The organism is Nocardia cyriacigeorgica (assembly GCF_010858045.1).
GTDB classification, from domain to species: domain Bacteria; phylum Actinomycetota; class Actinomycetes; order Mycobacteriales; family Mycobacteriaceae; genus Nocardia; species Nocardia cyriacigeorgica_E.
This window is the reverse complement of the sequence record NZ_JAAGVC010000018.1, coordinates 24,085-44,832: the sequence shown is the minus strand read 5'-3', so window position 1 is coordinate 44,832 and position 20,748 is coordinate 24,085. Positions and strand designations below refer to the sequence as shown.

Genomic DNA, 20,748 nt, shown 5'->3' with positions numbered 1-20,748 from the left:
GTGGTACCCACGGCCGGGGCCGTCACCGGGCCGAGCCGGGCTGCCTGTGGACCGCAGCCGAGGTTTCCCGGCTCGGCACCGGGTATTCGAGCCGCATGACACAGATATCCGAGGCACCTGGCCATGCGCACGACAAGGTCGGCGGATCGCCATCGCCGGTATCGGTCGCAGCGGACGGCATCGAGGAAGCGGTGCTGGCGGTTCGGGACGCGCAGCCCGGGTGGGCAGCGGTCGCCGCCGCGGAGCGAGGCGCGATGCTGCACCGCGCGGCGAATGCCGTGCGGGCGGCGGCCGATGAGCTGGCGACCATGCTCGAACGGGAAACCGGGCGTCCGCGGGCTTCTGGGCGCGACGGCGTGCTGGCGGGCGCGGCGACCCTCGACCAGTACGCGGAGCTGGGTCCGGTGCACCGGGGCCGGGCCTTGCAGGGCGATCGAACCGCGTCCGATTTCATGATTCCGCAGCCTCGTGGTGTCGTGCTCGCGCTGACTCCGTGGAACGACCCGGTCGCCATCGCCTGTGGGCTGCTCGGCGCTGCTCTGGTCACCGGAAACGCGGTGCTGCACAAGCCGAGCGAACGCTGCTCGCGTACCGGGGCGTTGCTGGGGCGGCTGCTGGCCGAGCACCTGCCGGACTCGGTGATCCGCACCGTCGGCGGCGGCGCCGACACCGGCGCGCTGCTGAGCGCATCCTCACTCGTGGACGTGATCGCCCACGTCGGCAGCAGCGAGACCGGACGACGGATCAGCGCCGCCGCCGCACGGACGGGAGCCAAGGTGCTGCTGGAGAACGGCGGCAACGATCCACTGCTGATCGATGCGGATGTCGACCCGGAGTGGGCAGCCGAACAGGCCGCGCTCGGTGCCTTCGCCAATGCCGGGCAGATCTGCACCTCGGTGGAGCGCATCTACGTGCACGCGCAGATCGCCGACGCGTTCATCGACGCGCTGTGTGCCAGGGCCAGGGAGTGGAACAGCGATCCGCAGCCACTCGTCGACGCCAGGCAGCGCGCACAGGTGCACGATCAGGTCACCGACGCCGAGAGCCGCGGGGCGCGAGTGCTGGTCGGGGGCCGGATTCCCGAAGGGGAGGGCGCGGTCTATCCCGCGACCGTGCTCGTCGACTGTTCCCCGGATATGACGATCATGCGGGAAGAGACCTTCGGGCCGGTGGCCCCGGTGCGGGTGGTGCCGGATTTCGAGGCAGGCCTGGCCCAGGCACGCAGCGGTGACTACGGACTGGCGGCGACGGTACTGACCGCCTCGATGGCCAATGCCCAGCGGGCCTGGCACGAGCTGCCGGTCGGCACGGTGAAGGTCAACGCGGTATTCGGCGGTGCGCCGGGCGGTGCCGCGCAACCGCGCGGGCGTTCCGGCACCGGCTATGGCTACGGCCCAGAGCTACTCGACGAGATGACCACGATGAAGGTCGTGCATATGCAGAGCCCACCGCTCGCCCGGCCGGACCGGGCGCACTCGTCGTCGTGAGGTGCCCGCCGGATCCGGCCGCTGAAGATTTGCCGGATATGTGCCGGGAGACGCCGATGGCGAGCGAGCCCGGCCGCGGCCGACGCCCGGCGGCTCATCCGGCGCGCGCGGGCGCCCCTCGCGACCGGCGCGGCGCGGGCGCCGGCCGGGGCTCCGCTTTGCTGGCGGGCCGTGGCGACGTAGTCTCCTGCGCATGAGGAGCGGGAACCGTATCGGAATCGTCGGTGCGGGTATCGCAGGTTTGGCCTGCGCGAAAGTGCTGACTCGGGCAGGCTTTTCGGTCGAGGTGTTCGACCGCACCCCCGACGTCGGCGGGGTATGGAGCGCCACCAGGCGTTATCCGGGCCTGCGTGCGCAGACGAGCAAGCACACCTACCACTTCTCCGACCATCCCATGCCCGCCGACTGGCCGCGTGTGCCCGACGGGCAGCAGATGCAGGAGTACCTGGCCGATTACGTGCGCCGGTTCGGCTTCGAGAGCACGCTGCGCCTGCGCACCGAGGTCGTGGCGGCCGACCCGGTGGACGGCGGCTGGTTGCTCGAAGTTCGCGAGGGCGACGGCATCCGCCGGACCTCCTGCGATCACCTCGTCATCGCCAACGGCGTCTACAGCGAGCCCTACCTGCCGTATTTCCGCGGTGAGGACGCCTACCAGGCCGGCGGTGGCGCGCTCGGACACGCCTCGCAGTTCGTCGACGTGGAGGCGGTGCGCGATCAGAACGTCGTCATCGTCGGCTACGGGCGCTCGGCCTGCGACCTGGCCGAGGCCGTCAGCCATGTCGCGGCCTCGACCACGGTGCTCGCCCGCCGGCTCACCTGGAAGGTGCCGCGCAAGCTGGCCGCCGGGATCGACGCCGAACGACTCCTGCTGACCAGGACCGGCGAAGCCCACTTCCGGCATCAGGAGCCCGGCCGCTTCGAACGGTTCCTGCACGGACCCGCGCGCTCCTTCCGCGAGAGCAACCTGGACCTGGTACAGGCGCTGGCCGCCAAACGCCTGCGACTCGGCGAGCTCGGGCTCATGCCGCAGGGCCGGATCGAAGACATCGCCGACCAGTCGGTGAGCGTGGCCACCGAGGGCTTCGTCGAACAGGTCGCCGCCGGCCGCATCATCGTCCGACGCGAAACGACGATCGCCGAACTGCATGCCGGGCACGCAGGGCCGACGGCCATCCTGTCCGACGGCGAACGCATCCCGGCCGATATCGTCGTGTGCGCCACCGGCTTCCAGCAGCGGGTGCCGTTCCTGACTCCGTACATCCAGCGGCAGCTGACCGACGACGACGGCAACTTCCGCCTGTATCGCCACATCCTGCCGCTCGGCGTGCCCCATCTGAGCTTCGCCGGCTACAACTCCTCGCTGATCAGCGCGCTGGGCGCCGAGGTCGCCGCGCATTGGACCGCCGCGCTGCTCACCGGTGATCTGACCCTGCCCAGCGCCGAGGCGATGGCCGAACACACCGACCGTCGGCTGGCCTGGCTGCAGGAGCGCACCGGCGGCAGGCACGCGCACGGCACCGCCATCGAACCATTCGCCATCCAGAATCTCGACGAGATGCTCGCCGATCTGGGGGTGAAGCTGCCGCGCGGCGCGCGGGCCGCGCAGTGGGTCCGCCCCATCCGCCCCGCCGCCTACCAGGTGCTCGGCAACCGTCGCAGCTCCGGCGCCCCGCCCCAGCACAGCACGCCGATCGTGCAGGACGCCTACGCCGGGGACTCCTGACCCGCGGCCCGCGCCGGGCATCGGACGCACGAGGCCTCCTGGGCTGCGGATTATCCGGCGCGGCAAGTTTGCTGCCGCCTCCTTGCGCTGGCGATAATCCGCCGGTGGAGTCGCTGGATATGAACCTGCTGGTCGCGCTGGACGCGTTGCTGGAGACCAACAGCGTCACGCTGGCCGCCGAACGGTTGCAGACCTCAGCGCCCGCGATGAGCCGCACGCTCGCACGCCTTCGCCGCGTGCTCGGCGATCCGCTACTGGTGCGGGCAGGGCGCAACCTGGTGCCGACCCCGCGGGCGCTGGAACTGCGCCACGAGGTGAGCCGCCTCGTCGGCCAAGGCCGCGCGCTGCTCACTCCGCGCGCGGCCCTCGACCCGTCAACCCTCAAGCGCGGGTTCACCATCCGGGCCGGCGACGGCATACTCGCCGAGCTGTCCGCGCCGCTGCTGGCCGCCGTGCGCGCCGAGGCGCCCGGCGTGACCCTGCACTTTCTGCCCGACACCATCGACGGCGCAGGCGCGCTGCGCGAGGGGCGGGTGGACATCGAGGTCGGCGTCCTCGACCACACCGACCCGGAGACCGTCGTCCAGCACGTCCTGCTCGATCGCTGGATCGGCGTGGCGAGCCCGGACCATCCGCTGATCACCGACAAGGTGACCGTCGCGGCCTACGCCGGCGCGGCACATCTGAGCATCTCCCGGGTCGGGCGCGCCCGCGGTCCCATCGACGACCGGCTGGCCCTGCACGGACGCACCCGCCGCGTCGTCGCCACCGTCCCCGATCTGGTCACGGCGCTGCTCGCGGTGCGCGCGGGTGGGCTCGTCTGCCCCGCCCCGGCCAGGCTCGGTGCGGGCCTGCTCGGCCCATTGGGACTGTGTCCCTTCGACATTCCGCTACCGCTGCCGGGCATTTCCGTGGGCATGGCATGGCATCCCCGCAACACCGCCGACAGCGGTCATCTATGGTTGCGCGGGCTGATCCGCACGATCCTCACCCGCGGACCCGCCACCGAGGCCGATCCGGACGCGGCCGACATCACACCGCGGCGGCAGCGCAGCCCCGGGCGAGTCGCATCTGGATAACGCCTCACGGTGAAAGGGTGGCGAGGACCGGTCGGTTGCCGCACCCTGGAAAGTGCCGGTCTGTGCCGGGCAGGTCGCTATGGGATGGGTTAGGTGGGTGGTCGCGTGCAGACGAAGCAGCGGACAGACAACGCGTGCGGGCGCCGGGCAATCCTTGCCGAGCTGGGGATATCGGACGGACCAGGGAAAACGCGGCAGCCGCTGGAGTCACCGACCGGTTACGGGTGCGGGTGCGCGCGATGTGTCGCCGCGCAATGGGATGTGCAGCGACTGAAGTTCTGGCTGGCCGCGCGAATGCTCGCGTTCGGCGCCGACGAGGCCGTGGTGGACCGCAGAATCGGCTCGGTGACCGTAGACGTCTACTGGCGTAAAGGTGACAGCCGGTACGCCATCGAGGTGCGCACCGGGCCGCTGACTCAGGAACTGGCGCAGGCACATACGGATCGGTTGCGAGCGATCGGCTTCACCGGAGTGCTGTGGTTGTGCGCGCCCGGTTTCTGGGTGGCGCAGTTGCCCGCGCTCGGCATCGAGGACCTCGAGCCCAACGCATGCGACTATCGCACCGTCTCGGGTGTGCTCGAGCTCGGTCCCGACGGTGTCGTGGTGCCGCGGCAGCAGCCGTACGAATTGCGGGAGTTCCTGCGTCAGTGGGTAGACGGTGAGGTCGCGTGGGGTTACCGCGACGAGTTGCGGAAGGGATGGGCATCGGTGACCGATTGGGAGCAGCACACCAAGACGCAGGCGATGTTGATCGCCCGTCAGCGCCAGGAGCTGGTGAACCAGCGCACCGCGCTGGCGATGTCACGGAAATCGGTGCGGGACAAGACCAAACAGATCGCCAAGCTCACCCACCGGATGGAGCGGTCGGAGCACACCGTGCAGAAGCACGCCGACGCGGTGGCCGAGGCCAACCGTAAACTCATCGATCAGCAGCGCTCCGAGCGGGCGCTGCGTGCGGCGATCGGCCGATTGCATCAGACCATCAATCACTGGCAGCTGATCACCATTTTCGCGATGATGCTGTTGGTGACGTTCATGACCGCGACGCTGGTGATGCGCTGATCCGGTGCGAGCCGCGATCCAAGGCCCAGTCGTGACGCAGCACCGCCGCCGCGAGGTCCAGCGGCGTGAGGCCGGTGTCGGCGCGTAGCTGCCGCAGCGCGGGCCAGGTGGCCGCACCCTGCTCGACCATCTCGGTGAGGCGTGCCTCCAGTGCGGTGTCGACGCGTCGTTCGGCCACTTCCGGTACACCGATTGTCGAGCCGGTCCACACCAGCCAGCCCCAGCCGTTGCTGTGCGCGTGGGCGCGGGCGGCGGCGGCTCGGGCGCGGTAATCGCGGTAGGCGATCCGGCCGAGGGGCTGCACGTCGATCAGTGCGATGCGTCCGTCGGCGAGCCGGGCGGCCGCGGTGGGGAAATGCACCCCTTCTTCGCCGTCCACCCGGTAGAGCACCGCGTCGGGGTGCTCTTGGAAGGTGCTGATCTGCTCGTCGGCGTTGAGCACACCCAGCAGCCGGGCTTCCAGACCGGAATCGAAGCCGACGTCGCGGCCCACCTTGTCCAGGTAGAAGCGGCCGCGTCCGTCGTCGTCGCCGTCCAGGGTGCGTGCGGAGTCGGTGGGTAGGGGCGCGGGGGAGGCGGCGTCCGACGGCCAGTCGATGCGGTCCAGCCAGGCGTGGTCGTGGCCTACGGGGAAGGGGGCGCCGTCGTGCAGCCTGGCCAGGCGGTGGTTGGTCTTCTTGCGCCAGGCGGCCAAGCGCTGGGTGACGAATCCGGACACCCGTTTGGCGTCGGCTGCCTCGTGCCCGGCCAGCCGCAGTTTCAGGTAGGAGAGTTCGTTGGCGACGAGATCGGTGGCGGTGACGTAGGTTTCGGTCAGCAGCGCCCGCACCAGCTGCTGGTCTTTGGCGGTGGTGGGATAGCGCTGCGCGAACTCGGCCGCGGGGAGCTCGCCGGTGAGCTTGGCCTGGCGGATGAGTTCACCGACCGCCTTGGTGTGCAGTTGCCGGATCCGGTCGCGGGAGAAGTCGAACCGCGCCCCGATCCTGGTGAGCGTTTCCGGGCCCTGGTCGCCGATGCCGAGGCGCAGCCGCAGGATGTCGGCTGCGCGTGGGCGATCGACGGCGTACTCGTCGATCAGCCGTGCCAGATGCTCGTCGATGTCGTCGAGTGCGAAGTTCAAGTGTTCGGCGAGGTCGTCCACCATGCCGTCGGCGGTGTCCACGGCGCTGGGCTGCCCGGCGCTGCCGTGCTGATCCCGAACCTGATCTGTCGCCACCCGGATGACTTTCTGCCGTGACCGGTCGCCCGGTCGGTTCGCCGTTGTCGGCGTCACTCTAGCGGTGGGGACCGACGGATTCGCCCGCCTCGATCACCGTGGCCGGCCGATGTTCGCGGGGCATGCGGGGGCGGAAAGCACGAAAGCCCCGGCCGGAGCCGGGGCTTTCGTGTGGTGCGCGATACTGGGATTGAACCAGTGACCTCTTCCGTGTCAGGGAAGCGCTCTCCCGCTGAGCTAATCGCGCGAGGTGGAGACGGGAATCGAACCCGTGTGCACGGCTTTGCAGGCCGTTGCCTCACCACTCGGCCACTCCACCGCGCAAAGGGGGACGGCGAATAATTATTGCCTGGCCCTACCTCTCGAGCGGATGACGGGATTCGAACCCGCGACCCTCACCTTGGCAAGGTGATGCGCTACCAGCTGCGCTACATCCGCATTGTGCATCCCGGTGGCGCGTTGTTCGCCTCCGTGGTGCGAGACAGAACATTAGCCGACGTTCGGCGCAACCTACAAATCCGCTGGTAGATGGCCCCGAAATCGAATTACACGGTGGTAGTTCCGGTGGCAGATGATTCGAGTTGTTCATCGGAAGTGTCGTGTGAGCCTCGACTGAGGGGTTGCGCCTCGCGCGCGAACAGCGCCGCCGTCGGGCCCGCGCGAGGGGTGTGCAATCACCTGCCGAGCCGCGGGAATGATCGTCCGGGCGCCCTGCGGGAGGGGCGATTTGGTGGTCGGCGGGGGCACCGTGTTAAGGTTCCTACTCGTTCGGACGGTGCCCCGCAGCGCGGTCCGAGTGACCGCTCGCCGGTCGATGATGGTCTCATAGCTCAGCGGGAGAGCGTCCGCCTCACACGCGGAAGGTCGCTGGTTCGATCCCAGCTGGGACCACTCACGAAAGAGGTCCTGACCAGTACAAATATGGTCAGGGCCTCTTGTTCGTTTCGGCGACTGTGGCCAATCCTGTGGCCGAGCCCTGATTATTCGCGCGGCGCCCGGCTATTACGTGTGTCGCCCACTACCCGGCCCGGTCGAAGACGGCCCCGGCGTGGCCGTTGACAACTATCTGATCTCCGCAGTCTACTGAGGCGTTCTCCGGCATTTAGCAACTCCATGGTTATCCATCTGTCCGGCTGATGCTTTCATCGAAAGCAGGCCTGGGAAGGAACGTCATCATGAAACGCTCGATTCTGTGTTCGTTCGCCGCCGGTGTGGGCATCGCGGCGTCGGCATTGTTCCTCGCGCCGACCGCCTCCGCGTATCCGGTCGGGCCATGGGGCGTGGAAGGGCCATGCGCGGGCAAGGCTCCAGCGGAATGCCCGATGAGCCCGTCGGAGGACGGCCTGACCTGGGCATGGCACGGTGACGCCTGGAACTACGACAAGACCGGAGCCTTCGTCTGCATGTCGTCCTCCTTCTGGTGCGGCCCGGTGATGCTCGCGGTGCGCGCCCTGCCGCCGACCCCGATCGGATCCTGGATCCACCCCGGCTGAACGGCGCCGTGCGCATCAGGCGCGCCCGATAGGGACCGTGGTTTCCGGCCGCGGTCCCTTTTTCTTGCTCTCCCAGCCTCGAGCCGCCATTGCCCTTGCGGCATGGCGCTCGACTTCCCATTCCTGGCGAACCTGGGCTGTGGCGTGTGTCACAGTTTGATAGCGGTTGTCATCTTCGGTGCCCGAAGCCTTTTCGGGAGCTTTGGTAAGTCTTTACTATCGATCTGTTCCGCGTTGCCCGGGCGTCTCGGCTGTCACCAAGGTCCGCGCCGCCCGCGCTCGATCTCGATGCCAGTGCATGTTCCACCGATGAACCGGATCGGCCTACGCCGGACCGGCGAAGGAGAAATATGTCGACCGACACCGATCCCGCATCACGGACCTCGTCCTATCAGGGCCGCCGCGTGCTGCCCCCTCGACCGGCCTGTCGTGATGTTCTCGACCAGGCGAATTCGCCCGCAGCGCAGGAACTTCGGATGGCCGCGCGGGCGGCGGGCCTGCGGCGCGTGCGTACCGTCCGGCGGCTGCTGAACTCCGTGCGATAACGGTGCCGCAACCGGTCCGGCCGTACTCGGCGGGCACGGGCGGCGCGCTCGATCGGCGCCTATTCGGGCCGAGTGTTCAGGAAGCTCGCGCCACGGTGGTGCACGATTGTGAGACGGCACACGCTCTGAGCGGATTGTGGTGAAACGTACGAAATGTCCACTTCTCAGGCTTTGCTAAGTCTTTACTAATATCCTTGTTGTGGTTTAAATCTCGGTCCGCTGCCGTGCCGGGAGTGCCTCTTCACCGCGAGATGCCGGTTCGCGGTCCTTGCCCGACTGGACATGTTGATCGTCAACCGACCTCGGCGCTTGCCGAGTCGGCGAAGGAGAACAATGGCTACCAAGATCGATCCGAACCCGCCGCTGTCGCCGCCAGGCGAGTCCGAGTCCGGATCCGCCCTGTCCGACCGTCTGTCCTCTGTCCTGCGCTACGATCTGCCCGCTTCGATCGTGGTTTTCCTTGTCGCGCTGCCGCTTTCGCTCGGCATCGCCTACGCCTCCGGTGCGCCCGTCGCCGCCGGGCTCATCGCCGCCGTGATCGGCGGCATCGTCGCCGGTTCGCTCGGCGGCTCCGTGCTCCAGGTGAGCGGCCCGGCCGCCGGTCTCACCGTCATCGTCGCCGAATCCATCAACCAATTCGGCTGGCGCGTCACCGGATTCATCGTCGTCGCGGCCGGCGCGTTACAAATCCTGTTCGGCTTGAGCCGCATTGCCCGCGCCGCACTTGCCGTCGCGCCGGTGGTGGTGCACGCGATGCTCGCCGGTATCGGTGTCACTATCGCGCTGCAGCAGGTGCATGTGCTGCTCGGCGGTGATTCGGAGAGCTCGGCCTGGGCCAATATCTCCACCCTGCCCGCCCAACTGGGCTCGCTGCATGTCGGCGGAACCCTCATCGGCCTGGTCGTCATCGCGGTCATGCTCGGGTGGAAGTATGTGCCGCAACGCATTCGAGTGGTGCCGGGGCCGCTGGTAGCCATCCTGCTCGCCACTGTGCTCTCGCTGGTGCTGCCCCTGGATGTGGCGCGCATCAAGCTGGAGGGCTCCCTGTTCGACGCGATCGCCCTGCCGGAGATCCCCAGTGGGAACTGGTCCGCCGTCGCGATCATGATCCTCACCTTCGCCCTGATCGCCAGCGTGGAGAGCTTGCTCTCGGCCGTCGCGATCGACAAGATGCACACCGGCCCGCGGGCCAATTTCGACCGCGAGATGATCGGCCAGGGCTCGGCCAATATGCTCTCCGGCCTGCTCGGCGGCCTGCCCGTCACCGGCGTCATCGTGCGCAGCTCGACCAATGTGATGGCCGGTGCGCGCAGCAGGGCGTCGGCGGTCATGCACGGTGTGTGGGTGCTGCTGTTCTCGGTCGCGCTCGCCGGACTGGTGCAGCAGATTCCGCTGGCGGCGCTGGCCGGTCTGCTGATCGTGATCGGCGTGCAGCTGGTCAAGATCGCCCACATCAAGATGGCGCACCGCACCGGGGACCTGCTGGTCTACCTGGTCACCATCGCAGCGGTGGTCTTCCTGAACCTGCTCGAGGGCGTGCTGATCGGTCTGGCGCTGGCCTTCGCGCTGCTGCTGTGGCGGGTCGTGCGCGTGGTCATCGACGCCAAACCGCTCACGGGCAGCGATCGCTGGCTGGTGAGTATCGACGGGTCGTGCACCTTCCTCGCCTTGCCGAAACTGTCGTCGACCCTGGCGAAAGTGCCGGCGGGAGTGGATGTCACCGTCGAGATGACCGTCGATTTCCTCGACCACGCCGCCTACGAGGCCATCATCGACTGGGCCCGCCAGCACGAGGCCAACGGCGGTTCGGTCGATTTCGTGGAGATCGGCTCGGCGCGGATGGAGGCCGCCACGAGCGCGCCGCCCGCCCGTAGCTTCGGCCGGGTCGTGCTCGACGACGTGCTCGGCCCCTGGCGGGTGGGCGAGCGCGACGAGAAGAAGGGCAGCGATGACGTCCACGACCCGATCGTCAGCGGTATCGCCGCCTACCACCGCGGCCACGCGCACCTGGTGCGCCCGCACCTGGACGAACTGCGCGACCGGCAGGATCCGGACTCGTTCTTCCTGACCTGCTCGGACTCGCGGATCGTGCCCAACATCATCACCAACAGTGGCCCGGGCGATCTGTTCACCGTGCGCAATGTCGGCAATCTGGTGCCCGAAACCGGCGACGCCTCGGTGGAATCGGCGCTGGTGTTCGCGTTGCAGAACCTGAGCGTGCGCTCGGTGGTGGTGTGCGGTCACTCCTCCTGCGGAGCGATGACGGCGCTGCACAACGAGCAGTCCTGCGGACCGGAGATCGACGCCTGGCTCGAACACGCCCGGCCCAGCCTTGACCGCTTCCGCGCAGGCCACCCGGTGCGCCGCGCCGCCGCGGCCGCGGGCTTCGGTGAAGTGGATCAGCTCAGCATGGTCAATATCGCGGTGCAGCTCGAGCATGTGCAGCAGCATCCGGTGGTGAGCCGCGCGGTCGCCGAGCGTGGGGTGACGGTGTCGGGGCTGTTCTTCGATATCGCCAGCGCGCGAGTGATCGAGGTGAGCGTCGACGGGATCGCACATATCGATGAATCCGGTCGTCGCGTTGCCGCTGCGCTCGTCTGAGGCGCCGGTAGGGAGCAGCGCGCACCCGTCCATCCGCTCGGGATGGAGGGGTGCGCGCACAGCGGGCGCGGGCCGCGGTGCGGCGGTGCCCGGCAGCGACGGTGCACAAGGGATCTACCTGCGCGGATGCTCCCGCAACGCGCACATCCGCGGGGACCATGCCCGGCGGCGCTTTAGGCTGGGAATGTGAGCATCGAGCTGGACCCGGAACAGTCCACCAAGCCCGGCCCCTGGCGCGCCTTCCGGAATCGGGTGGGCGCTCGGCCTACCCTGAACCTCGCCTACCGGATCGGGGTAGCGCTGGTCGGGACCATTGTGCTCGTCATCGGCATCGTCGCGATTCCCTATCCCGGCCCCGGCTGGGCGATGGTTTTCGCCGGTCTCGGCATCCTGGCCACCGAATTCTCCTGGGCGCGGCGCGCCCTCGGCTGGCTGCGGGACCGATACCGGCAGGTCATGGCCTGGTACGGCGCCCGCGGACCGGTGTTCAAGACAGTGGCCGCGCTGGCCACCGCCGCGCTCGTCGTGGCGACCCTGTGGGTTCTCGGAACGTTCGGATTGATCGGCGGCTGGATCGGAGTCGAATGGCCATGGTTGCGCAGTCCCCTGATGTCGTGAACACCGTTCCGGGCCGGATGCTCACCGACCCGGACTGGTTGACCGCACGCATCGCGGAGATGGGGCGCTCCTGGGGGACGGGCGCGGCGCGCGTCGGCGGCACCCTGTGGTGGTGCATGGTGGCCTCGGCGCTGGTCGAGCCCATCGCACGGGCCTACGCCGCCGGTGAGCGCGTGCCGCTGGCACGGCTGGACCGCATCGGATGCGAGGTACGGCCCGACGGCGGCGTCGACCGTATCGTCTTCGACGGATCGGCCGACGTCGTCGATGAGACTGCCGGCCCGGTGTCGGGTTCGACCGCGGAGTGCACCGATGAACTCGCTCGGACCGGCGGCGCCTCGACCGCTGCCCACGCCGGCCGCGAGGAGGACCAGAGCCGGTGCGATGGCGCGGCGACCGGCGAGCGTGCCGGGTCGGTCGAGGGCGCCGTGCAGACCGGCGCCTCGGAACCAGGCGGAATCCACGACAGCGGGGCGGTGGTGGATCAGGATCTGTCCGGCCCGGCGCACTCAGCGGCGGGGACCGCGCTGCGGGATACGCTCGCGGCGGTGATCGCCCAGGTCGCGGCCGTTTCCGGGGCGAAGCCGCCGGCCCTGTGGGCGGTGGTCGCCGACGCGATCGGCAACCGCGCGATCGACGCGGGCGTTCCCGAAGCGGGCACCCGACTGGCGGGCGAGATCGGCGGCAAGCTGCCCGCGCCACGGTTCGTCGAGATCGGTGAGCGCACGTTCGTCCGCCGCATCTCCTGCTGCCTGGTCTACGAGGTACCCGGATGCGAGATGTGCACCTCCTGCCCGAAACGGCCCAGCGCCGAACGCGAGCGGTTGCTCGCCCAGACCGCCGCGCGCGGCTGATCGGCGCCCGGTCCGTCGTCACATGAGCGCGGACCTCCCGATAGCATGGTCGCGGCCGGGTTCCACCCGGCCTGCGATCGACGGACCAGCCGTCACACGCCGGATAGAACCGGAGTGAACGGCTGCCCGACACCGGAGCGAGCCGGACCGAGACCGGCCGCGGGAACCAAGGAGAGCACAGCCGTGACCACCACAGCCCCCCTCAGCCCAGCCGCCCTCGTCCGGGTGCCGGCCGGGACTACGGCGGGTGCCGCGGTGCGTGAGGCGGGCCTGCCGACCAAGGGACCGGAGACCATCGTCGTGGTGCGTGACGCCGCGGGCGATCTCAAGGACCTGTCCTGGACCCCGGATGTCGACGTCGAGGTGACCGCGGTCGCGGCCAATACCGAGGCCGGGCGCAGCGTCATCCGGCATTCGGCCGCGCATGTGCTGGCCCAGGCGGTGCAGCAGGAATTTCCCGAAGCCAAGCTCGGCATCGGCCCGCCGATCAAGGACGGCTTCTACTACGACTTCCGCGTCGACAAGCCGTTCACCCCGGAGGATCTGGCCAAGCTGGAATCCAGGATGAAGAAGATCATCAAAGGCGCGCAGCGGTTTTCGCGCCGGGTGGTCGAGGTCGAGGACGCCAGGGCCGAGCTGGCCGACGAACCATTCAAGCTGGAGCTGATCAGCGACAAGTCCGGCATCGACGATCCCGAGGTGATGGAGGTCGGCGGTAAAGAGCTGACCATCTACGACAATCTCGACCCGCGCACCGGGGAACGGGTGTGGGGCGATCTGTGCCGCGGCCCGCACATCCCCACCACCAAGTTCATCCCCGCCTTCAAGCTCACCCGCAGCTCCGCCGCCTACTGGCGTGGCGATCAGAACCGCGAGGACCTGCAGCGCATCTACGGCACCGCATGGGAGTCGCCGGAGGCGCTCGACGAGTACATGCATCTGCTGGCCGAGGCCGAACGCCGCGATCACCGCAAGCTCGGCCTGGAGCTGGACCTGTTCAGCTTCCCGGACGAGCTCGGCTCGGGCCTGCCGGTGTTCCATCCCAAGGGCGGCATCATCCGTAAGGAACTCGAGGAGTACTCGCGGCGCAGGCATGTGGCGGCCGGCTATGAGTTCGTCAACACCCCGCACATCACCAAGGGGCATCTGTTCGAGGTGTCCGGTCACCTGGACTGGTACCGCGAGGGCATGTTCCCGGCCATGCACCTGGACGCGGAGTACAACGAGGACGGCACCGTCCGCAAGCCCGGCCAGGACTACTACGTCAAGCCGATGAACTGCCCGATGCACAACCTGATCTTCCGCTCGCGCGGGCGGTCGTATCGGGAGTTGCCGCTGCGGCTGTTCGAATTCGGCTCGGTGTACCGGTACGAGAAGTCCGGTGTGGTGCACGGCCTGACCCGGGTGCGTGGCATGACCCAGGACGACGCGCACATCTACTGCACCAAGGAGCAGATGCACGCGGAGCTGACCAACACCCTGCACTTCGTGCTGGATCTGCTGAAGGATTACGGCCTCGACGACTTCTACCTGGAGCTGTCGACCAAGGATCCGGAGAAGTTCGTCGGCTCCGACGAGATCTGGGAGGAGGCCACCGAGACCCTGTCGAAGGTGGCCGCGGCCTCCGGCCTGGAGCTGGTGCCGGATCCGGGCGGCGCCGCGTTCTACGGGCCGAAGATCTCGGTGCAGGCCAAGGATGCGCTCGGGCGCACCTGGCAGATGTCGACCATCCAGCTCGACTTCAACCTGCCCGAACGGTTCAACCTCGAATACACCGCCTCCGACGGCACCAAGCAGCGTCCGGTGATGATCCACCGCGCCCTGTTCGGTTCGATCGAACGTTTCTTCGGTGTGCTCACCGAGCATTACGCGGGCGCGTTCCCGGCGTGGCTGTCGCCGGTGCAGGTGGTCGGCATCCCGGTCGCGGAGGCCTTCGCGCCGCACCTGGACCGGGTGATCGAGCTGCTGCACGAGGCCGGAGTGCGCGCGCAGGTGGACCGCAGCGATGACCGGATGCAGAAGAAGATCTTCAACAACACCGCGCAGAAGGTGCCGTTCATGCTGCTGGCCGGCGAGCGTGACGTGAACGCCGACGCCGTCAGCTTCCGGTTCCGGGACGGCACCCTGGTCAACGGCGTGCCGGTGGCCGACGCGGTGGAGACCATCGTCGACTGGATCGCCCGGCGCGACAACAGCTCGCCGACCGCGGAAGGTTTCGAGATCCGGCCCGCGGGTGGCGGTGAGCGTCGATGAGCGACAGCGGCGCCGCCGCGCTGCGTGGCACCGACAACGGCGGCGACATCGTCGATCACGGTGCGGGCGAACCCGACCGGTTGCAGCGGCTGTGGACGCCCTACCGGATGTCCTATATCGCGGAGGCGGCCACCGCCACACCCAAGGACGCGACCGGGCACCCGTTCACCGACATCCCGAAGATGACCGACGAGGACGGCCTGGTCGTCGCCCGCGGTGAACTGGTGTACGCGGTGCTCAACCTGTACCCGTACAACCCCGGTCACCTGATGGTGGTGCCGTACCGCCGCGTCGCGAACCTGGAAGACCTCACCGAGGCCGAGAGCGCCGAGCTGATGAAGTTCACCCAGCAGGCGATCCGAGTGATGAAGAAGGTCTCGCGGCCGCACGGATTCAATGTCGGGCTCAATCTCGGCGGCGTGGCGGGCGGATCGCTGGCCGACCACCTGCACCAGCACATCGTGCCCCGCTGGGGCGGCGACGCGAACTTCATCACGGTGGTCGGCGGGGTGAAGGTGATGCCCCAGTTGCTCAGGGAGACCAGGGCGCTGCTCGCCGCGGCCTGGGACGAGGAGTAGATCGGTGCTCAGCATCTTCGGTCGCGCGACGTTCGCCAAAGCGACGGCGCCGCTCGGCAGGGCACTGGTGCGCACCGGCCTCACTCCCGACGCGATGACCCTGATCGGCACCGCCGCCTCGATCATCGCGGCGATGACGCTGTTCCCGAGCGGTCACCTGTTCTGGGGCACCATGGTGATCTGGCTGTTCGTCATGTTCGACATGCTCGACGGCGCCATGGCCCGGGCACGTGGCGGCGGCACCAAATATGGTGCGGTGCTCGACGCCACCTGCGACCGGGTCGCCGACGGTGCGATCTTCGGTGGTCTGGCCTGGTGGGCGGTCTATCACGAGCAGAGCAAGCCGTTGTTGTTCGCTACCCTGGTCGTGCTGGTGACCTCGCAGGTGATCTCCTACGCGAAGGCCAGGGCCGAAGCCAGCGGTCTGTCCGCCGACGGCGGGCTCATCGAACGCCCGGATCGGCTGGTCATCGTGCTGGTGGGCGCGGGATTCACCGGCATCGGCGGATATTGGGGGATCGAATGGCTGACCTGGGCGGTGCACGTCGCGATGTGGATCCTCGCGGTGCTCAGCATCGTGACGGTGCTGCAGCGCGTGCTGGCGGTGCGCAATTCGGCGGGAGCGCGCGACATCATCCCGATGACGCCGCCGCAGGCACAGGCCGAGGGTTCCACGGACCCGGAGCGGCGGTCGTGACCGCGACCGAGACCCGCCCTGCGCCCATGCAGTCCGAGGACGGCTTCGCCGGCCGGGTCAAGGGTGCATTCAGTGACCGCGCCTACGCAGCGGGCTGGCGCGTCGTGCGCGCGCTGCCGGAGCCGACGGCCCGCAGACTGTTCGACTGGGGCGCCGACCGCGCGGTGCGCGGCGGCGGCCCACACCAGCTGCGCCGCAATCTCGCCCGGGTGCTCGGCCTGGCCCCGGACGCCGTGCCGGACGAACTGATGCGCGCGAGCATGCGCTCCTACGCTCGGTATTGGCGCGAGGCGTTCCGGCTGCCCACCATGGACCACGCGGCGCTGGCGTCCTCCGGCCGGATGCCGGTGGAAGGCATTCCGTATCTGGATGCCGCGCTGGCGGATGGCCGCGGCGTGATCTTCGTGCTGCCGCATTCGGGCAACTGGGATATGGCCGGGATGTGGCTGGTGCAGAACTACGGCACCTTCACCACCGTCGCCGAACGGCTGAAACCGGAATCGTTGTTCGAACGGTTCGTCGCCTACCGGGAGAGCCTCGGTTTCGAGGTGTTCCCGCTCACCGGCGGCGAGCAACCGCCGTTTCCGCAACTGGCGGCGCGGCTGCGGGAGAACAAGATCGTCTGCCTGATGGGTGAGCGGGACCTCACCGGCAAGGGTGTGCCGGTGAACTTCTTCGGCGAGCGCACCTGGATGCCCGCCGGCGCGGCGAAACTGGCCATCGAGACCGGCGCGGCGCTGATGCCGGTACATGCCTGGTTCACCGTCGACGACGCGGGCGTCGAAGGCTGGGGCCTGAAAACCGGCGCACCGCTGGACGTTTCAGCAGGCGTCGCCGCGGCCACACAAGCGCTCGCGGACCGGTTCGCGGCGAATATCGCCGCTCATCCGGCCGACTGGCACATGCTGCAGCCGCTGTGGGAAGACGATCTGTCCGAGCAGAGACGGTCCAGAATCGCGGCCGCGCAGGCCGGACTGGACGAGCCCGGCGCGCGCGGCGGGAACACCGGTGGGGGAGTTGCGCAGCGATGAAGATCGGCATGGTCTGCCCCTATTCGTTCGATGTCCCGGGTGGTGTGCAGGCGCATGTGGTCGAGCTGGCGCGGGTGATGATCGAACGCGGGCACAAGGTGAGTGTGCTTGCGCCCGCGTCCGATTCGACTCCGCTGCCGGATTTCGTGGTCTCCGCAGGCCGCGCGGTGGCCATCCCGTACAACGGGTCGGTCGCCCGGTTGTCGTTCGGTCCGACGGCCTACACCCGGATCCGCCGCTGGATCGACGGCAACGATTTCGACGTGCTGCACATCCACGAGCCGAACGCGCCGAGCCTGTCGATGCTCGCGCTCAAGATCGCCGAAGGCCCGATCGTGGCGACCTTCCACACCTCGACCACGAAATCGCTGGTGCTCAGCACTTTTCAGGGCGTGCTTCGGCCGTATCACGAGAAGATCAGCGGCCGGATCGCGGTCTCGGAGCTGGCGCGGCGCTGGCAGGTGGAGGCGCTCGGCTCGGATGCGGTGGAGATACCCAACGGTGTCGACGTCGCGTCCTTCGCCCGCGCCCCGATGCTGCCCGGCTATCCGCGATCCGGTGGCACGGTGCTGTTCCTCGGGCGCTACGACGAACCGCGCAAGGGCATGGAGGTCCTGCTCGGGGCGCTGCCGGAACTGGTGCGCAGGCATCCGGAGATCGAGATCCTGATCGTCGGCCGCGGCGACGAGGAACGGCTGCGCAGGGAGGCAGGCCCGCACGCCGGGCATCTGCGGTTCCTCGGGCAGGTCTCCGATGCGGAGAAGGCCTCGGCGATGCGCAGCGCCGACGTCTATGTGGCGCCGAATCTGGGCGGGGAGAGTTTCGGCATCATCCTGATCGAGGCCATGGCCGCCGGCACCGCGGTCGTCGCCAGCGAACTCGACGCTTTCCGGCGGGTGCTGCGCGACGGGACGGCGGGTCTGCTGGTGCCGGTCGGTGATTCGGTGGCACTCGCCGCCGCACTCGACACCGTGCTCACCGACGAGGCGCGGCGCAGCGAGCTCGTGCGGGCAGCCACCCAGGTGGTCGGCGAATACGACTGGCCGGTGGTGGCCGAACAGATCCTGCGGGTGTACGAGACGGTGACCGTCGGCGACATCCGGGTGAGGGCAGCCGGATGATCACCTTCTCCGCGACAACGGTTCTCGTCCTTGCTCTGATCGCCGCGGTGGTCGTGGCCATCGGCGTGTGGGCGTACTCCACGGCCAACCGGCTCGACCGGCTGCATGTGCGCTCGGACCAGTCCTGGCAGGCCCTCGACGGCGCGCTGGCCCGGCGGGCGGTGGTGGCGCGGGCGGTGGCGATGGCGATCGCCGGCCCGGTCTCGGATCCGGCGCTCGCCGAACAGGCCAAACAGTTGTCCACGCTCGCCGACCGCGCCGAACGCGCCGGACGCGCCGATCGGGAAACGGTGGAGAATCGGCTTTCCGCCGCTCTGTCCGCGGTCGATATCGGGCAGCTGCGTCCGCAACTGGTGGCCGAACTCGCCGACGCCGAGGCCAGGGTGCTGATCGCGCGCCGATTCCACAACGACGCCGTCCGCGACACGCTCGCGCTGCGCACCCGGCGCCCGGTGCGGATTCTGCACCTGGGCGGTACCGCACCGCTGCCCACGTATTTCGAGATCACCGAGCGCGCCACCCCGGCGGCCGCGACCGGGCTCGAGGTCGACACCATCCGCACCTCGGCCCGCGTGGTGCTGATCGACGAGCAGGACCGGGTGCTGCTCATGCGCGGCAACGACCCGAAGGTGCCCGAGGTCTCGTTCTGGTTCACCGTCGGCGGCGGCGTGGAGCCGGGGGAGAGCCTGCGCGCGGCGGCGGTCCGCGAAATCCACGAGGAAACCGGCTACACCGCGGATCCGGCGGCGCTGCGCGGCCCGATCTGGCGGCGGGTGGCGGTGTTCCCGTTCAACGGTGAACTCATTCGCTCCGAAGAATTGTTCTTCGCCCTGCGCGTGCGGCAGTTCGATCCGCGTCCGGCCAACCTCACCTACGTCGAGCGTCGCTCGATCACCGGGCACCGCTGGTGCACCGCCGCCGACATCACCGCCGTCGACGCCGCGGGCGAGACCGTGTATCCATACCACCTCGACGAACTCATCGCCGAAGCCGCGGCCGCCGCCGACGCCGACACCGATCCAGAGGTCCGTTCCATCCGCTGACCAGGGGATTTCGCATTCGGTGTGACCGGATTCACCACCGTGCTACCGTCGATGCGGTTTGACCGGCCGAGCGAGGGTCGACTCGGTGGGTGGAGGTGAATGAGTACGTGTCGTACATCCTGTTCGATTTCCTGATGCCGATCATCGGCGCCGCCGCCGCGGAGTACTGGGCGACGTTGCTGGTGGTCAACCCGATCTGATCGAAACCGGCAGTTCGCCGGGCCCGTCGACGCCGGATCGGGCCCGGCGAATTCGTCCTCCCACGGCGCCGCGAGCGGTCCAGTCCGGCCGCATCGCGACGAACGCCCTGGTCGTGGCAAGGCCAGTCGTGCTCAACTGGCTATCAAGGGCACTTCGGGGCACGCCTAGAATCGTGTCGTTCTACCGCTGACGACCCATAGGCGCACATGACACAGGAGTTTGCCGTGACCACGCCCGAGACCACCCAGACCACCGAGGCGACCCGTGAGGCGGGTACCGCCCGCGTGAAGCGCGGCATGGCCGAAATGCTCAAGGGCGGGGTGATCATGGACGTCGTCACCCCCGAGCAGGCCAAGATCGCCGAGGACGCCGGTGCGGTCGCCGTCATGGCGCTCGAGCGGGTGCCCGCCGATATCCGCGCCCAGGGCGGCGTGTCCCGGATGAGCGATCCGGACATGATCGACGGCATCATCTCCGCGGTGTCGATTCCGGTGATGGCCAAGGCACGCATCGGCCACTTCGTGGAGGCGCAGATCCTGCAGAGCCTCGGCGTCGACTACATCGACGAGTCCGAGGTGCTCACCCCCGCCGATTACACCAACCACATCGACAAGTGGAACTTCACCGTTCCCTTCGTCTGTGGCGCCACCAACCTCGGTGAGGCCCTACGCCGCATCACCGAAGGCGCGGCCATGATCCGCTCCAAGGGCGAGGCCGGCACCGGTGACGTCTCCAACGCCACCACCCACATGCGCCAGATCCGCCAGGAGATCCGCAAGCTGTCGTCGCTGCCCGCCGACGAGCTCTACGTCGCCGCCAAGGAGTTGCAGGCACCCTACGAGCTGGTCCGCGAGGTCGCCGAGACCGGCAAGCTGCCGGTGGTGCTGTTCACCGCCGGCGGTATCGCCACCCCGGCCGACGCCGCGATGATGATGCAGCTCGGCGCCGAGGGTGTTTTCGTGGGTTCGGGCATCTTCAAGTCCGGCAACCCGGCCCAGCGGGCCGCCGCCATCGTCAAGGCCACCACCTTCTACGACGACGCCGACGTGCTGGCCAAGGTGTCGCGTGGCCTGGGCGAGGCCATGGTCGGCATCAACGTCGACGATTTGCCCGTGAGCCACCGGCTGGCCGAACGCGGCTGGTAAA

General features: G+C 68.7%; 16 protein-coding genes and 4 tRNA genes. 16 read left to right on the top strand and 4 right to left on the bottom strand.

Annotated features, from left to right (window positions below; genetic code table 11):
• The first annotated feature begins 95 nt into the window (after nucleotides 1-95).
• The 4 genes from GV790_RS17125 (at nucleotide 96) to GV790_RS17110 (ending at nucleotide 5,351) form a co-directional block, all read left to right on the top strand.
• Nucleotides 96-1,487, top strand: coding sequence for an aldehyde dehydrogenase family protein (locus GV790_RS17125; RefSeq protein ID WP_163814342.1), 1,392 nt, complete (start codon nucleotides 96-98; stop codon nucleotides 1,485-1,487).
• Nucleotides 1,488-1,680: 193 nt separating this feature from the next.
• Nucleotides 1,681-3,210, top strand: a complete 1,530-nt coding sequence (locus GV790_RS17120; protein ID WP_163814341.1) for a flavin-containing monooxygenase — start codon at nucleotides 1,681-1,683, stop codon at nucleotides 3,208-3,210.
• 104 nt (nucleotides 3,211-3,314) lie between these two features.
• Nucleotides 3,315-4,289 (top strand): LysR family transcriptional regulator, encoded by a 975-nt coding sequence (locus GV790_RS17115; protein ID WP_163814340.1) that lies wholly within the window; start codon nucleotides 3,315-3,317, stop codon nucleotides 4,287-4,289.
• A 261-nt stretch (nucleotides 4,290-4,550) separates the two neighbouring features.
• Entirely contained in the window at nucleotides 4,551-5,351 is an 801-nt protein-coding gene (locus GV790_RS17110) for a bestrophin-like domain (protein WP_280211759.1), read from the top strand.
• On the opposite strand, the gene GV790_RS17105 is transcribed toward GV790_RS17110, so the two are convergent.
• The 4 genes from GV790_RS17105 to GV790_RS17090 form a co-directional block, all read right to left on the bottom strand.
• On the bottom strand, nucleotides 5,323-6,567 hold the full coding sequence (locus GV790_RS17105) for a sigma factor-like helix-turn-helix DNA-binding protein (protein ID WP_280211756.1): 1,245 nt from the start codon (nucleotides 6,565-6,567) through the stop codon (nucleotides 5,323-5,325). The two genes, GV790_RS17110 and GV790_RS17105, sit on opposite strands and share 29 nt — an antisense overlap.
• A 172-nt stretch (nucleotides 6,568-6,739) precedes the next feature.
• A tRNA-Val gene (locus GV790_RS17100) sits at nucleotides 6,740-6,814 on the bottom strand.
• Nucleotide 6,815: 1 nt separating this feature from the next.
• Nucleotides 6,816-6,886, bottom strand: a tRNA-Cys gene (locus GV790_RS17095).
• Between the two features lie 46 nt (nucleotides 6,887-6,932).
• Nucleotides 6,933-7,005 (bottom strand) — tRNA-Gly (locus tag GV790_RS17090).
• A gap of 381 nt (nucleotides 7,006-7,386) precedes the next feature.
• Between GV790_RS17090 and GV790_RS17085 the strand changes: the two genes are divergently transcribed.
• The 12 genes from GV790_RS17085 to pdxS all read left to right on the top strand — a co-directional run bounded on the left by GV790_RS17085 (nucleotide 7,387) and on the right by pdxS (nucleotide 20,747).
• Nucleotides 7,387-7,458: transfer RNA gene (locus GV790_RS17085), tRNA-Val, on the top strand.
• Between the two features lie 284 nt (nucleotides 7,459-7,742).
• On the top strand, nucleotides 7,743-8,060 hold the full coding sequence (locus GV790_RS17080) for a hypothetical protein (protein WP_175585924.1): 318 nt from the start codon (nucleotides 7,743-7,745) through the stop codon (nucleotides 8,058-8,060).
• An 878-nt stretch (nucleotides 8,061-8,938) separates the two neighbouring features.
• Nucleotides 8,939-11,206 carry a SulP family inorganic anion transporter gene (locus tag GV790_RS17075; protein ID WP_163814339.1) on the top strand — a complete coding sequence of 756 codons (2,268 nt, stop codon included), beginning with the start codon at nucleotides 8,939-8,941 and terminating at the stop codon, nucleotides 11,204-11,206.
• A gap of 186 nt (nucleotides 11,207-11,392) precedes the next feature.
• Nucleotides 11,393-11,824 carry a TIGR02611 family protein gene (locus GV790_RS17070; protein WP_163814338.1) on the top strand — a complete coding sequence of 144 codons (432 nt, stop codon included), beginning with the start codon at nucleotides 11,393-11,395 and terminating at the stop codon, nucleotides 11,822-11,824.
• A complete protein-coding gene (locus tag GV790_RS17065; protein WP_175585923.1) occupies nucleotides 11,821-12,678 on the top strand; it encodes a (2Fe-2S)-binding protein in 858 nt (285 codons plus the stop codon). Before GV790_RS17070 ends, GV790_RS17065 begins: the two co-directional genes overlap by 4 nt.
• 183 nt (nucleotides 12,679-12,861) lie before the next feature.
• Complete coding sequence (gene thrS / locus GV790_RS17060; protein ID WP_163814337.1) at nucleotides 12,862-14,931, top strand: threonine--tRNA ligase; 2,070 nt, start codon at nucleotides 12,862-12,864, stop codon at nucleotides 14,929-14,931.
• A complete protein-coding gene (locus tag GV790_RS17055; protein WP_163814336.1) occupies nucleotides 14,928-15,509 on the top strand; it encodes an HIT family protein in 582 nt (193 codons plus the stop codon). The genes thrS and GV790_RS17055 overlap by 4 nt, the downstream gene beginning before the upstream one ends.
• Nucleotides 15,510-15,513: 4 nt before the next feature.
• Nucleotides 15,514-16,206 (top strand): phosphatidylinositol phosphate synthase, encoded by a 693-nt coding sequence (gene pgsA, locus GV790_RS17050; protein WP_163814335.1) that lies wholly within the window; start codon nucleotides 15,514-15,516, stop codon nucleotides 16,204-16,206.
• 26 nt (nucleotides 16,207-16,232) lie between these two features.
• Entirely contained in the window at nucleotides 16,233-17,237 is a 1,005-nt protein-coding gene (locus GV790_RS17045; protein ID WP_163814393.1) for a phosphatidylinositol mannoside acyltransferase, read from the top strand.
• Nucleotides 17,234-18,358 carry a glycosyltransferase family 4 protein gene (locus GV790_RS17040; protein ID WP_163814334.1) on the top strand — a complete coding sequence of 375 codons (1,125 nt, stop codon included), beginning with the start codon at nucleotides 17,234-17,236 and terminating at the stop codon, nucleotides 18,356-18,358. The genes GV790_RS17045 and GV790_RS17040 overlap by 4 nt, the downstream gene beginning before the upstream one ends.
• A complete protein-coding gene (locus tag GV790_RS17035) occupies nucleotides 18,358-19,401 on the top strand; it encodes an NUDIX hydrolase (protein WP_163814392.1) in 1,044 nt (347 codons plus the stop codon). Before GV790_RS17040 ends, GV790_RS17035 begins: the two co-directional genes overlap by 1 nt.
• 425 nt (nucleotides 19,402-19,826) lie before the next feature.
• Nucleotides 19,827-20,747: a pyridoxal 5'-phosphate synthase lyase subunit PdxS gene (pdxS, locus tag GV790_RS17030; RefSeq protein ID WP_280213811.1), complete on the top strand. Its 921-nt coding sequence runs from the start codon at nucleotides 19,827-19,829 to the stop codon at nucleotides 20,745-20,747.
• Nucleotide 20,748 lies beyond the last annotated feature (1 nt).